The sequence below is a fragment of the Corynebacterium sp. HS2168-gen11 genome, from assembly GCF_024834075.1.
Lineage (GTDB): Bacteria > Actinomycetota > Actinomycetes > Mycobacteriales > Mycobacteriaceae > Corynebacterium.
The window spans coordinates 227140-241318 of the sequence record NZ_JANUXR010000002.1 but is presented as its reverse complement, the minus strand read 5'-3'; the positions used below and the strand labels follow the sequence as shown (position 1 = coordinate 241318).

The 14179-nt window shown below is 47.4% G+C and carries 13 protein-coding genes; 8 read left to right on the top strand and 5 right to left on the bottom strand.

Annotated features, from left to right (window positions below):
- Positions 1–88: 88 nt before the first annotated feature.
- Entirely contained in the window at positions 89–490 is a 402-nt protein-coding gene (locus NXS99_RS02420) for a hypothetical protein (RefSeq protein ID WP_259287076.1), read from the top strand.
- Between the two features lie 239 nt (positions 491–729).
- Positions 730–1131 carry a hypothetical protein gene (locus NXS99_RS02415; protein ID WP_259287075.1) on the top strand — a complete coding sequence of 134 codons (402 nt, stop codon included), beginning with the start codon at positions 730–732 and terminating at the stop codon, positions 1129–1131.
- A gap of 291 nt (positions 1132–1422) precedes the next feature.
- On the opposite strand, the gene NXS99_RS02410 is transcribed toward NXS99_RS02415, so the two are convergent.
- On the bottom strand, positions 1423–3111 hold the full coding sequence (locus tag NXS99_RS02410) for an RNA polymerase sigma factor (protein ID WP_259287074.1): 1689 nt from the start codon (positions 3109–3111) through the stop codon (positions 1423–1425).
- 584 nt (positions 3112–3695) lie between these two features.
- Positions 3696–4451, bottom strand: coding sequence for a polyphosphate--glucose phosphotransferase (gene ppgK, locus NXS99_RS02405; RefSeq protein WP_259287073.1), 756 nt, complete (start codon positions 4449–4451; stop codon positions 3696–3698).
- A 221-nt stretch (positions 4452–4672) separates the two neighbouring features.
- Here ppgK and NXS99_RS02400 point away from each other — a divergent pair, with 221 nt between their 5' ends.
- Together NXS99_RS02400 and NXS99_RS02395 are read left to right on the top strand one after the other, a co-directional pair.
- Positions 4673–5572 carry an inositol monophosphatase family protein gene (locus tag NXS99_RS02400; RefSeq protein ID WP_259287072.1) on the top strand — a complete coding sequence of 300 codons (900 nt, stop codon included), beginning with the start codon at positions 4673–4675 and terminating at the stop codon, positions 5570–5572.
- Positions 5573–5839: 267 nt separating this feature from the next.
- A complete protein-coding gene (locus NXS99_RS02395; RefSeq protein WP_259287071.1) occupies positions 5840–6130 on the top strand; it encodes a DUF4193 domain-containing protein in 291 nt (96 codons plus the stop codon).
- Between the two features lie 214 nt (positions 6131–6344).
- Here NXS99_RS02395 and NXS99_RS02390 read toward each other — a convergent pair whose 3' ends face one another.
- Positions 6345–6839, bottom strand: coding sequence for a DUF3093 domain-containing protein (locus NXS99_RS02390; protein WP_259287070.1), 495 nt, complete (start codon positions 6837–6839; stop codon positions 6345–6347).
- 393 nt (positions 6840–7232) lie between these two features.
- Between NXS99_RS02390 and dut the strand changes: the two genes are divergently transcribed.
- From dut to dxs, 4 genes are all read left to right on the top strand, one after another.
- Positions 7233–7706, top strand: a complete 474-nt coding sequence (gene dut / locus NXS99_RS02385) for a dUTP diphosphatase (protein ID WP_259287069.1) — start codon at positions 7233–7235, stop codon at positions 7704–7706.
- 58 nt (positions 7707–7764) lie between these two features.
- The gene (locus NXS99_RS02380; RefSeq protein ID WP_259287068.1) at positions 7765–8508 is read left to right on the top strand and encodes a DUF3710 domain-containing protein; all 744 of its coding nucleotides are present in this window, start codon (positions 7765–7767) and stop codon (positions 8506–8508) included.
- Positions 8509–8732: 224 nt separating this feature from the next.
- Complete coding sequence (locus NXS99_RS02375) at positions 8733–9968, top strand: class I SAM-dependent RNA methyltransferase (RefSeq protein WP_259287067.1); 1236 nt, start codon at positions 8733–8735, stop codon at positions 9966–9968.
- A gap of 163 nt (positions 9969–10131) precedes the next feature.
- On the top strand, positions 10132–12063 hold the full coding sequence (dxs, locus tag NXS99_RS02370) for a 1-deoxy-D-xylulose-5-phosphate synthase (RefSeq protein WP_259287066.1): 1932 nt from the start codon (positions 10132–10134) through the stop codon (positions 12061–12063).
- 131 nt (positions 12064–12194) lie between these two features.
- Here dxs and NXS99_RS02365 read toward each other — a convergent pair whose 3' ends face one another.
- Both NXS99_RS02365 and NXS99_RS02360 read right to left on the bottom strand, forming a co-directional pair.
- Positions 12195–13412, bottom strand: coding sequence for an HRDC domain-containing protein (locus NXS99_RS02365; protein ID WP_259287065.1), 1218 nt, complete (start codon positions 13410–13412; stop codon positions 12195–12197).
- A gap of 84 nt (positions 13413–13496) precedes the next feature.
- Complete coding sequence (locus NXS99_RS02360) at positions 13497–14117, bottom strand: DUF3000 domain-containing protein (protein ID WP_396124799.1); 621 nt, start codon at positions 14115–14117, stop codon at positions 13497–13499.
- Positions 14118–14179: the final 62 nt, after the last annotated feature.

Sequence of the window (14179 nt, the reverse complement as noted above, 5' to 3'; positions counted from 1 at the left end):
GATGTAATAATCGCAATACTATGGTTACTTAAGGCTGTTCGACGAATAGCTGAAGCTACTGAGCAATACTTGAAAAGGATTTTTATTTATGTCAGATACATCTAATTTCGATGTTCCATCCGCTCACATATCGAATGTCGGCGAACCTGAGAAAAACACCCTGGCATTAGTCGGTTTTATTTTCTCCATTGTGGGCACGCTTGCTTCAATTACGCTCGTCCTCGCAACTGTTGGTGTGCCAGTAGCTATCATTGGTTTGGTTATTTCGGTACTTGGTTTACTCAAGACGAAAAACTATGCTCCTGAACATGCGCGCAAGACATTTGCAATCATTGGTATCGTTACATCCTTAATCGCAGTGGTGATTGGCGCTGTTCTTGCATATGTAAGCTACTTTGTTTATACCTTCAGTGGCGATTGCTTAACCTTGGACGACCAAGCTGCAATCCAACAGTGCATTACCCAGAAGCTCGAGATACAACAGCAATAATCTTTCGAGAGTGCTGTTACCCCTGACAGATCGCTAGTACAGTTCATCCGTTATTTTACTCACGATTTTGCGGTCTTGGGTGTTTTCAAATGAAAACCAAATGCTCAGCAAAGTATCCGTGTTCACGGCAAGCCAGTTCTTGCGTTGTTATCTTGATACTGTGAAAGCCAGCTGCGTCGTCAAGCTTAGATTTCGAATAGCTGAAGCTACTGAACAATACTTGAAAGGGATTTGTATTTATGTCAGATACATCGAACTCTGATTTGCCAAGCGCTTACACGTCTGATGCTGGCCTCTCTGAGAAAAACAACCTGGCATTAGTCGGTTTTATTTTCTCCATTGTGGGACTGGCTGCTTCACTTACAATTGCACTTTCGATTATCGGTGTTCCAGTAGCGATCGTAGGTTTGGTCATTTCGGTGCTTGGTTTACTCAAGGCGAAAAATTATGATCCTGATCAAGCGCGCAAATTATTCGGATTTTTGGGTGTCGTTTTATCTTCGTGTGCAGTGGCTATTGGCATTTTTGTTGGATATCTAAGCTACATTTTGTATAGCGTCACTAGCGATTGCGGTACATTGGAAGATCAAGCTGCAATCGAGCAGTGCGTTTCCGATCGAGTTGATGCCAAACTGCAATAATCGTGTGATATCGCAGATACCTTTATCTATCGCTAGTACAATTTTTCCGTTCTTGTACTAGCGATTTTTGCTGCGTTGAGTGTTTTCAAATGAAAACCAAACGTTGCGCAAATATCGTTGTTTCATATACCAGTTTGCGCATTGCTATCGTGATGCTGCACAAGATGGATGCATCATCAAGTCTGCAATCGGATTTGCAATGCTAGGATCCAGATTTTGAAGCAGCCTTGAAACCGACAAATCCTCTTATGCGCATATATCGATGGCATAAGAGGATTTGAAGCAATGAATTTAGTCTAAGTAGTCGCGAAGTACCTGCGAACGCGATGGGTGACGCAGCTTCGACATAGTCTTCGACTCGATCTGGCGGATACGTTCACGTGTCACACCATAGACTTGGCCGATCTCGTCTAAGGTGCGCGGCATACCGTCAGTCAAACCAAAGCGCAGCTTTACCACACCTGCCTCACGGTCAGACAAGGTATGTAAGACATCCTTGAGCTGGTCTTGCAGCAACGTGAAGGAGACTGCATCAACAGCGATCACAGCTTCGGAGTCTTCAATGAAGTCACCAAGTTGCGAGTCACCTTCATCGCCGATCGTTTGATCCAATGAAATCGGCTCACGGGCATACTGCTGAATCTCAAGAACTTTTTCTTCGGAAATGTCCATTTCCTTTGCCAGTTCTTGCGGCGTTGGCTCGCGGCCTAAGTCTTGAAGCAACTCACGCTGAATGCGTCCAAGCTTATTAATCACTTCGACCATATGTACAGGGATACGAATCGTACGAGCTTGGTCGGCCATCGCACGAGTAATAGCTTGGCGAATCCACCATGTTGCATAGGTCGAGAACTTATAGCCCTTGGTGTAGTCGAATTTTTCGACGGCACGAATCAAACCTAAGTTACCTTCTTGGATCAAATCCAAGAATGCCATGCCACGACCGGTATAGCGCTTTGCCAAAGAAACCACGAGACGCAGGTTTGCCTCAAGCAGATGATTCTTTGCCTTGCGGCCATCACGCGCAATCGCACGAAGATTACGTTTCACAGCAGGCGTGAGCTTGGCTTCTTTATCGCCATTATTAAACGCTTCTTCCATTTGCTCCATGCGATACGTTGCATACAAACCAGCTTCAATCCGCTTTGCCAAGAACACCTCTTCTTCGGCATTGAGCAAGGCAACCTTACCAATTTGTTTCAGGTACGCGCGCACTGAATCAGCAGAAGCAGTTAATTCGGCATCTTTGCGAGCCTGACGTAACGCTGCAGATTCATCCTCATCCCAGACAGAAGATCCGTCTTCGTCATCCTCGTCTTCGTCGTCATCATCTTCATCATCGTCGTCGAGATCGTCTTCGTCATCGTCGTCGAGATCATCGTCAAGTGCTGGCGTTAAATCGTCGTCGAGATCATCGTCATCGTCGAAGCTGAACGTATCCTCGTCATCATCATCGACAACAGGGAAGTCGTCATCATCGTCGAGTGAATCTGCATCTAAATCAAGATCAAGGTCAGTATCAATGACGACTGGCGCATCATCTGCAGTGGCTTGTGTCGTCGCTTTTGGCGCAGTCTTCTTGGCGGCTTTTTTCGCTGCCTTTTTCGCTACTTTCTTGGTAGCCTTCTTCGCAACTTTCTTCGCTGCTTTCTTCACAGGTGCGTCTGCTTCGTCATCGACAACAGGCGCAGCCTTTTTCGGCGCTGCTTTCTTCGCGGTGGTCTTTTTCGCGACCGCTTTCTTCGCGACCGCCTTTTTTGCGGTGGTCTTTTTCGCGACTGCTTTCTTCGCACGAGTCTTTGGCTCGGAAGCCTCTGCTGTAGCGGTCGCGTCACCAGTGGTTACTGGTGCGGGATCGTGAGAAATCTCGGGTGTAGCCTCAACAGGAGTGACTGCTCGTGGGGTTGCTGCCTTACGAGTTGCTTTTCGTACGGCTTTTTTAGCAACCTTCTTGGCTACCTTCTTCGCAGTTTCAGTCACAAATGCCCCTTCTTCGGCGTTAGTACGCGTTCGATCAATTGTCAGATAACAGCAGCCCTGAGCGTATGTGGCGAGGAGCTTGCAATGTTTGACAATTTGTCATGTCTTTCATGAAAAACAATGGTAGTTACATGCAAAAGCGGTAACAGGCACTGTTTTTATTTATCGTTATCGGTGGCAATTACCTCTGGGTAGAGTATAAATGCGTTGATAACGTTGACATCTTCTCGAGCCGAAATGTTTGCTGTAGGTGAGTCTGTCAGGAGTCCTGAGAGTAACTCGCGTTATGTTGGCTGACGATGAAGTCATGCGTTGGTGATCCCGCTGTTGCCAGCAGGTTACTTGAACAAAGTGCCATTATAAAACATTTATTCAGCAAATGCCGAAAATCACGATTTAGTCAAGGCTTGGGGGTAATCTTTATGTGGATATGCCTGCCCCTTATTGAAGAAAGGTGCAGGTTGGTACCAGGTCGAATGATTTCTATTGTGGTGAAAGAAAAACTCTGTACTGGGCTTTTAATTCGAAGCTCAGTACAGAGTTGAGTGAAAGATTACGAAAGTGTCAAACAGGCAATGGAATTGTTAAGGATGAAGATGCTGCTGTACGGCCATTGCTGCACCAACAATTCCAGCACGATTGCGTAACTGGGCTGGCACCACCGGAGTAGTGACAGTGAGCTTTGGTACCCATTTATCTGCTTTGCGGGAGATGCCGCCGCCAACAATAAATAATGATGGGTTCAGCAAACGCTCGTATTCAGCTAATGCTATCGAAACTAGCTTTGACCATTTGGTAAATCCAAGTTCTTCGCGATCCTTTGCTGCAGAAGAAGCGAAGCTTTCTGCTTCTTGACCGTCGATGATTAAGTGGCCAAGTTCGGTATTTGGGAATAGCTGACCGTCGACAAGCAATGCTGAACCAATGCCGGTGCCGAACGTTAAGAGAATAACTGCGCCTTTTGCTGCAGCTGGGTCACCAAAGTTTACCTCTGCTAAGCCTGCAGCATCAGCATCGTTGAGGATACTGATTTCTCGCTGTGCACCGAGGTGACGTGCAAACAACTCACGCACATCGATACCGATCCATGTCGGATCAATATTTGCCGCTGAAAGCACAAACGAATCCCGAATGACTGAAGGAAGTGTAATGCCCACTGGGCCTTCCCATTCGGCTATTGCAAGAATTTCTGCGCAGGTGGCTGCCACTGCGTCAGGAGTTGCCGGTTTGGGGGTTGCAATTTTAATGCGATCGCCAACAAATTCACCTGTTTCAAGATCGACTCGGGCACCTTTAATGCCTGAGCCTCCTACGTCAATACCAAATCCAATAGTGCTCATGCCGATAATCATAAAACAGTTTTCAACAATTCGACGTGAGTACAGGCGTGATAAAGATCGCCTTTTCTGCAAACCTGCTTGTATTTCGGTGTGATCTGCGTGTGAATTAGAATCACAGACAGCATGCGCTGCTGGAAGATTCTCGCGCTGGTTTCCAAACTCCAGCGCTTACGAACTTTAGGCCTAGCATTTTCGAACTTACGAACAGGATGGTTTCCTTGGTGTCCGATCATTCAAATTTCATTGCGACAATCTTTGCAAATCCCACCCCACAAGAACATACCAATAGGGTTCTCACAGCGGATCTTGCCGCAACACTCTTGACGGTCGCGACCACAATCGCCTACGAAACGGCCCAAAAAATTGCTGCTAAACGTATTCAACTTGGCGATTTGCGACAATATTCGCAAACGAAAACTAGTAGTGTTGATCCTGTGACTATCGTGGATACTTTGGCAGAAGAGTATATCGTTGAGCAGCTTGCGGCGAAGCGTCCAGAAGATGGTGTGATTGGTGAAGAAGGCTCAGATACGACGTCATTATCTGGAGTGACATGGATTGTTGATCCAATTGATGGCACTGTGAATTTCATTTACGGGCAACCTGATTCTGCAGTGTCAATTGCAGCAGTTATCAATGGAGAACCTGTGGTTGGAGTCGTCTGTCAATGTAACAGCCTTGATATGTGGGCTGCTGCGCAAGGATATGGCGCATGGCTACAGCATGCAGATGGCCAGATCGAGCAACTATTTGTCACGCAAGAACAATCATTACAGCAGGCATTACTGGCTACGGGATTTAGCTACAACGCACAGCGTCGACGTCGCCAAGCAGAGTTGTTAGTAGAAGTTTTACCGCAGGTGCGTGATATTCGACGGCGGGGAAGTGCAGCCTTGGATCTGTGTGCCGTTGCCAGTGGTCAGGTGGACTGTTTTTATGAATATGGTCTCAATCCATGGGATTATGCTGCCGGTATTGTAATTGCAGCAGAAGCTGGCGCGCAGATTCATATGCCACCGATGAGTACTCTAGGCGCAAGCGGTGCATTAACCGCGGCATGGGCACGAAGTTTAGATACAGAATATCGAGCGTTGCTTGAGCGCTTGCCGACGCAGATCTAAAGGTTGGATATCGCGAATAATACGTGCAACGAGAACCTTTAAAATGCAGGTATGTGTGCTTAGTTGTTCAGTTATTTTTTGCACATTATAGCAGCGTACGCAATATTTTTCTATACTTGTTTGATTATTTGTTATCGTGTTCGTGTGACAACGGGGGTAAATGCGTGTATAACTATCGGCAGTTATACACACGCAACCGTGGGAAACACTGAAAACACGACATCGTTTCCTTCAACGAGTGCACGAGAAAGTGAGAGAGTCTACGACATGGCAACCGATTATGATGCACCACGTCGCCGCGCTGAAGACGAATTAGAGGCGGATTCCTTAGAAGGACTCAAAGCAGCAGAACACTCATCAAACGACTTAGATGATGATGAAATTGTTGATTCTTTTGAACTCCCAAATATTGACTTAACTGGTGAGGAGCTCAACGTTACCGTCATTCCGCGACGGGCGAATGAGTTTACCTGTTCTTCATGCTTCTTAGTACAGCGGAATAACCGCATTGATCATGTTGAAGATGATGGCACCATTATCTGTAAGGACTGTGCATAATCTCTGTGAGTGTGCAGCATACGGCAATCACGTGTCATGTATTCTCGTGAAGCATGACAATGAACAAAAACTCGGTGGTGATCATCTTTCATGATCACCACCGAGTTTTGTATATGGTGTGTTGTGGGGTTCAATGCACGTCAATACCCCAACACATTCACATAAGTCATGCAGGTATGATTTCTCTATCCCAATCCATTGGCCTGAGCAGTCGTTATCCTTGTTGATGCTCGGGAACAAATGCAGCCAAGAGTTTTTCAGGATCTTTGGAAGCAATTAACCAGTAGGGAGTTGGATCTTCTGGATCATCCAAAACAAGCATGACCATTTCTGGAACCCAACCGTGAGACACCACAAATGCGGCAGGATCAAGCTGACGTCCCATGGCATTGCGCTTTGCAGTTGCTGGTACGGCTAAGGAACGTGCCACTACTGTGTGTGGTAAATTCGCTTGACCTGTGACAAGCCAGCGTGTGCCATCAGATTCTTGCTCAATCCGCACGCGTGTATTGGACATAGAAAACAAGATCCACACTGCAAGTATCGTTAAGATCACGGCTGGTACATAGAGCCAAATAATCGAGCGATTAAAGCTTAATTGAGCAGAAATCAACGCTACTAAGAATGCGGCGATGAGCCACCAATACCAGGGAACCCATTGGCGTTCGGCATATAAAACTACTGGATTGCTTGTTTCCTTTTCACTCACAGTTTCTTAGTCTAGCGTGTGTGTTGAGTCTGATGCTAAGGAGAGGATAATTCTGTGCCTGCATGCAATATTTGTGCAGTGCTTCAGATCTGACAACCAGTGTTTTGTCACGTACTTTTATACTTGTACGCCACCATCGCCGAAGTTGTATAGTTGGCGGGTAAGTAGTGCGACATCATCTGTGTTCCAGTTCAACCTGTACAAGATTGCGGAACTGAGTGTAGCTTGGCGATGTTTACCGGATAATTTCAATTCGATCAGGTTGGCATTATCGCAATGCAGTGATGAATAGATGTTGTGCCTATGTTATCTTGGCAGCATAATGAGTACAGCTTCACACAGCAGCACAGATGAGTATTTTAATGTTTGTGAGAGTAAGGACGGACCTAGAATATGACCTATGAGCGTGATGATGCTTGTCGCCCAGTGACCAGTGTGCAACTGAAACGTTTGGATCCATCTTTACCAATTCCAACACGTGCTCATTTTGCCGATGCTGGTGTGGATTTATATGCAGCACATGATTGCATCTTGCGGCCTGGGCAGCGTGATCTTGTCGGCACAGGTATTGCGATTGCATTGCCAGTTGGCACAGTTGGTCTGGTGCATCCACGGTCGGGCAATGCTTTTAAACATGGGCTGTCCATTGTGAATACCCCAGGCACAATTGACGCACAGTATCGTGGCGAGATTAAAGTATGTTTAATTAATCTTGATCCAAACAATGAGATTACCGTTCGCAAAGGCGATCGCATCGCGCAGCTGCTCGTACAAAAAGTTGAACTGTTTGATTTCATCGAAGTGGATGAGCTTGATGAGACTGAACGTGGAACCAACGGCTATGGTTCAACTGGAACTGTAGGATAACAAGTAGCGCCGCCGAGCTCACTGATTTATGCACGTTACAATATAAGGACTATTTATTATGGCAATTTGGCCGTTTTCCAAAAACACTCGATCAGAAGACGAGCACGTTGATGAACAGGTGCTTGCCGCAAACTTAGTTGAAGCTGCGCAAGCGACAGAAGAACCTGACGATCCGATCCATGATGCTATTACTGGTGCTCATGGACCTTTCGATGGTGATTCAGTACCGTTTGAAGATTTTGATTTTTCGGACTTTGGTCAAGGCGCGCTGAATTTAGGTTCTTTGATTATTCCGTTGCCAATGAACAGCGAAGTGCAGGTAGAGATGGGCCCTGAAGGGCCAACTATGTTGCATATTTTGACAAAGTATGGGCGTTGCACCCCTGTCGCTTTTGCTGCACCACGTACGCCTGGGCAATGGAAGCAAACCGTTGCAGAGCTGACCGCTGATATGGAACAACAAGGTCTCACGGTGGTGGTAGAACAAGGTCCGTGGGGGCGTGAACTTGTGGGAACTGCACCAGAAGGTAGTGGCATTGTGCGTATCGTGGGCGTTGATGGGCCGCGCTGGATGCTGCGTATGACGTTGGCTGCGCCATTAGAGCATGCTGATGCTATGGCTGAACTTGGTCGTGAAATTGTGGCACGTACTTTCGTCTACCGTGGGCAAGATCCAATTTTGGCAGGATCTTCTTTGCCAGTTGCATTGCCAAAGCCTCTTGCCGATCAAGTGCAGCAAGAAATGGCTCGACGTGCACAGCAAGCGATTGAGGTGCCAAATAACCCAAATCCATTTGCATGATAGTTCGCTAGCTGTAGTTACCGAAGACGTAATATCGGTGAGTATGCTTATTGTCCGAGCATATTCACCGATGAAGCTTGTGTAGGTGAACAGGTGAGAAGCTGGTACCGCAACAACGGGTACAGCGAACTCGTTGGTGATACCGGATAAAACCAGTTAAGCTGTAACATTCGCGTTCTATATGCGAGCAATACTGTAATTCAGAAAGACAAAGAGGTGTGGTTTTGACCACCAAACAGCGTGAAGCCCAGCTAACAGTTGGCACCGAGTATACGTGCACGATTGAAAGGGCAGCACATGGCGGCGAAGGTATTGCACTGATTGAAGGTTGCGTAGTATTTCTTCCCAATACCTATCCAGGTGACACCATTCGCGCCAAGATTGAGCATGTGAAAAAGAACTTTGCTCGTGCAAGCGTGGTTGAAATCCTGACTCCGAGTCAGCATCGAGTAGCACAACGTTGTGCAGCTGCAGCACATGGTGCTGGTTGTTGCGATTATGGTGATTATGATCCTGCGCATGAAGTTGAGCTCAAGAGTGCAATCTTAAGTGGTCAATTATCGCGTCTAGGCAAACTTCCAGATCATCCAAGCATTGAAGTTCTCGAAATGCCGCCGCATACCAAATGGCGTACACGCATGCGTTTAGGTATTGATGCAGCTGGTCGAGCAGGTATGCGTACCGCTCATGCGCATACGATTGTCACTGGACATCCTTGTAGTCAAGCCGTGGATGGTTTACTCGATGGCATTGTTGGTCGAGATGCCCAACGCTTTACGCCTTTTGCTGAACTCGTTGTAGTGCTTGACGACGCCGGAAACCGCCATGTCGTAGAAGTACAACGTGCGGCACGTGGTAAGCGCAGTGAAAAAACACTGAAGGTACTCGAAGGTAGCGGGACAATTACCCAAACCGTTGGTGGATACCGCTTTGAATTACCCGCGACAGCATTTTGGCAAGCCCATGTGCAAGCTATTCCAACGTATAGTGAGATCATTCGCCAATGGGCCGCACGTGTAACTTCTGCGCACACAACGCCTGTGGCATGGGACCTCTACGGAGGTGTTGGAGCGTTTGCGCCTGCTTTGATCGACGCACTTGGTCAGGATGCCAAGATTCATTCAGTCGAGCTTTCAGCTCAAGCAGCGAAAGCCGGTAAGAAAGTATTTCAGCAGGCAGTGGTGTTCCACACTGGAAAAGTTGAAGACATCGTCGCAACGCTACCAACGCCAGATGTTGTGGTGCTTGACCCGCCTCGGGTTGGTGCTGGACACAAGGTGGTGCAGGCAATTGCTGCTGCGGCGCCGCGGATGATTATTCATATCGGTTGTGATCCTGCAACATTTTCGCGCGATATTCGTAGCTTTGCTGAAGCTGGCTATACTTTAACGGAGATTAAATTGTGTAATGCTTTTCCTGGTACACACCACTTTGAAACAATAGGATTGTTGTTGCGATAATACTTGCCCGCAGCGTTTCATACGCTTGTAGCATGGGTGGTTCAAGTTTGAAAAAATTTGGAGCATTCCGAGTAGTATTGACATTAATGCCCGCTGTGTTTGTTGTGTTCAACAGATGCAGTCCACGACTTTATAGAAAGTGACCATAGGTTTCTTCTCGCTCATGAGTATTCTGTCATCGATTTCTACGCCAGCAGATATAAAGACGCTCGACTATGCTCAGCTCGAGCGACTGTCCGAGGAGATTCGTAGCTTTTTAGTGGAAAAAGTATCCGTCACAGGCGGGCATCTCGGCCCGAATCTTGGCATTGTTGAATTGACATTAGCGTTGCATCGCGTGTTTGATTCGCCGCATGATCCGTTCATTTTTGATACTAGCCATCAATCCTATGTGCATAAAATGCTGACTGGCCGATTAGATGGTTTCGATAGTTTGCGTCAAAAAGGCGGATTATCAGGGTATACATCCCGGAAAGAATCTGAGCATGATTGGACAGAATCTTCCCATGCATCAGCGTCGTTAAGCTATGCTGATGGCCTGGCCAAGGCTTTTGAAATTACCGGCCAAACGGATCGTACGGTTGTGGCTGTTGTTGGTGATGGTGCCTTAACCGGTGGTATGTGCTGGGAAGCATTGAATAATATTGCGGCGTGTGAAAAACGCAAAGTTGTTATTGTTGTCAACGATAATGGTCGCAGCTATTCGCCAACGATTGGCGGTTTTGCAGAAAACTTAAAGCGCCTGCGTATGCGTACGACCTATGACAAGGTCATGCAACAAGGTAAAAACACTTTGAAATCGCTTGGTTGGGTAGGTGAGCGCACCTTCGAGGCATTGCATGCATTCAAAGAAGGCGTGAAATCCAGCATTATTCCAACTGAGATGTTTACCGAGCTGGGGATTAAATATATTGGTCCGGTTAATGGGCATGATTCGGTAGCCTTAGAAGAAGCCTTGAGTTATGCGCATGAGTTTGAAGGTCCAATTATTGTCCACGTCGCTACGGAAAAGGGACGTGGCTATGCGCCTGCTGAGAATGATGCAGCAGAGTTAATGCACTCTACAGGTGCAATTAATCCGGAAACTGGGTTGCCGTTGAAGGTTTGTAAACCAGACTGGACAGCTGTATTTAGTGCAGCGTTGGTGGATGCAGGGCGCAAGCGCGATGATATCGTTGCTATTACTGCAGCAATGGCCGGTCCGACTGGTTTGGTGCCATTTAGCCAAGAATTTCCTGATCGTTTCTTTGATGTTGGCATTGCCGAGCAACATGCCATTACCTCAGCTGCTGGTTTAGCTCTTGGCGGTTTACACCCAGTTGTAGCTGTATATGCAACATTTTTGAATCGTGCTTTTGACCAGCTTTTAATGGATGCAGCGTTGTTACAATTGCCGATTACTATTGTGCTTGATCGTGCAGGTATCACTGGCAGCGATGGTGCAAGTCATAATGGTTTGTGGGATTTTGCTTTAACCGGCTTAATTCCTGGCATGCACGTGGCTGCTCCTCGTGATGGCGCACAATTGCGCGAGCTTTTCGACGAGGCCCTTGAGATTACCACGCCTACTGTTGTTCGATTCCCAAAGGGTGATTTAGGCCCAGAAATTCCAGCCATTTCACGATTCGACGATGGTGTTGAGGTATTGCGATATACCGATATTGTCGATCAAGATGAAGATGATCTAGCACCAAGTGTTCTGCTCGTTGCAGTCGGCGCATACGTACCAACTGTGTTGGTCGTTGCTGAAGTATTAGAAACTGCTGGTGTGAACGTGACTGTGGTGGATCCACGTTGGGTTATTCCAGTGGCGCCATCACTACTGGGTCTTGCCGAAGATCATGATCTCATTATCACGTTTGAAGATGCCATGATGCATGGTGGTGTTGGATCCCTACTATCGGAGGCAATGAGTGCTGCTGAGATCGACACTCCAATTCGGCATATTGCTTTCCCAGAAGTGTTCCCAGAACATGCAACTCGCCAAGAAGTGTTCGCTGAATATGGACTGGACACTCCTGGAGTAACAGCGACTGTCCTAGGATGGGTCGAAGAACTCTTTCCAAGTGATGCGGAAACAGAGCCTCAACAATAGCTCTTTGCATTGATCAGCTACCTGTGACGTCTATTGAGGCATGGTTTTATTGAGTTCATGCGTATTGTGGGCACTTAGTGGCACCCATCTTTGCAGGTATGGGGCCTGCATTGAGCGTAATACCAAGGGCGTTAGTGCAGGACAAGAGTTTCGAGTAGTGGCACAAGCAACGCGCATTGCCACGGGCGTAAGTGTTGCGCTGTGAGTACTTGGGAAATCTCCTCAATACTGTGCGGCGGTTGCTGGATAAAGTGTTTGGCGAGTATGCGACATATGGATGCAGCGCACAAATTTTCTCGCGGGGTAGACAGCTGTGTGGCAAGCATATCGAGTTCAGCGACAAAGCGTTGGAATAGCTCGTAGGCAGCTGGATATTCATGTTCGAGGCAGTGTTTCGAAGGCGCGTTTGATAATTGCCGGCGGCGTCGCAAAGTTTCATTAACATTAGGCCAGCATTGAGGTGATTGTGTGGTAACAGTGCGTATAATCTTGAGCCAAACAGGTAGGTATTTGCGATTCGGAATGCGAATACCTCGAATCGCAGTGATCTGTTTATAACTTCGCGGCAAGGCTTGAGCCAACGCCACAAGCGTTTTATCAGGCAAAAGTCGGTGAACGGCACGGTGTTCAGCACGTGCAATCTCATCACGGCGACTCCATAACGCATTGGCGACCGCAAGTTGCATAGGGTGGCGCAAATTTGAAAGTCCCTTGAGATGCAACCACGTTTTAGGTACGTATTGGTAGGTCGCAAAGGAGTGCACCATGTGTTCGAATTCTTGCTCAGCCCAGTGACGTTTGTCATGAGCGTCTAGATCAGCCAACAGGGCATCCTGCAGTGGCAATAAATACTCCACATCTAATGCTGCGTAACGCAACCAAGCTTGCGGAAGTGGGCGAGTAGACCAATCTTCGCTGCCATGGCCTTTTTTCAGCGTGACGCCAAGATAGTGCTCCACCATTGCTGCGAGATTAACTCTTGGATGTCCAAGCAATCGAGAGGCCAATTCCGTATCAAAAATGTGGGCAGGTTGAAGCTTTAAATGTTTCAACGCATATTGGTCGGAATACCCAGCATGCAAAATCCAGTCTTGATCATTCAGCAACGCCTGCAATTCACGGCGTGCAGCTGGAGGATCAAATCGCGGATCAATTAAGAACGTTCCAGCGTTGTCTCGACAAATCTGTATTAAAAATGCTCGCTCATCGTAGTAAAATCCACTTGCTCGTTCAGTATCGAGCGCGAATGCACCAGTACCTTCTCGCAGATGATTGCATGCATCTTGAATTTCGCTTGCGTTAGCATAGACCGTGTGAGAAGAATCCGAAGCAGTGGATAAAGGAGTCAAAAGAGCTATCCTAGCGGCTGAAACATAGTTGGTACTGGTCAGTGTTTGTGACTGTCACTGGTACTTGAATCAACACTTGGTATATTAACGATCGATGGTTGCAATGCCTTCTGGTGGTAAACCTGCAACATTAGCGAGGACCTGTGCAAACGCGACTACATGTTGATGCAAATCGTGACCTTCAGCAGTCCATGATGCACGCATCTCAAGTTGATGTGACGATGGAGGGCCACCAAGATCGCCAAAACGCACTGATGCAGTTGAAGTGACAGTGCCACCGAGGTTGTTGTAGCCCACAGCTGCATCGTCGAGGCCTTCGGTGAGCCATTGCCATGCCACTTCAGGAAGCAGTGGATCAGATGCCACTGCATGATCCAAATCAGCTTGGATATATGCCACCAAACGCATATCGCCATCCCAGGCTTCTTCGGATTGCGGATCATACAGCAGAATAAGGCGACCAAAAGCATCGCTTTCTGCGCTGGTGTCGAATGGAAGGTCTAAATCGCCGCGAGAAATCTCGAGTCCAATCGCATGGCTAAAAGGTGCTAAGCGCTGTGGTGGGCGAATTGTTCCAAGTGAAATCTCGGGACGCAGGCGTGCTTGGTGCATAGACTCAACTGCGCTGGAAAAGGCTTCTGGAACAACCTCTTCGGCAGGCTGATTGAGCGAGACTGCGTGTGGAGAGATAGAAGATTCGGTCACGAAAAGAAACGCTATCCGAGTCAATCGCTACGAGGGCAATGCCACGCCGTAAAACAAAATAT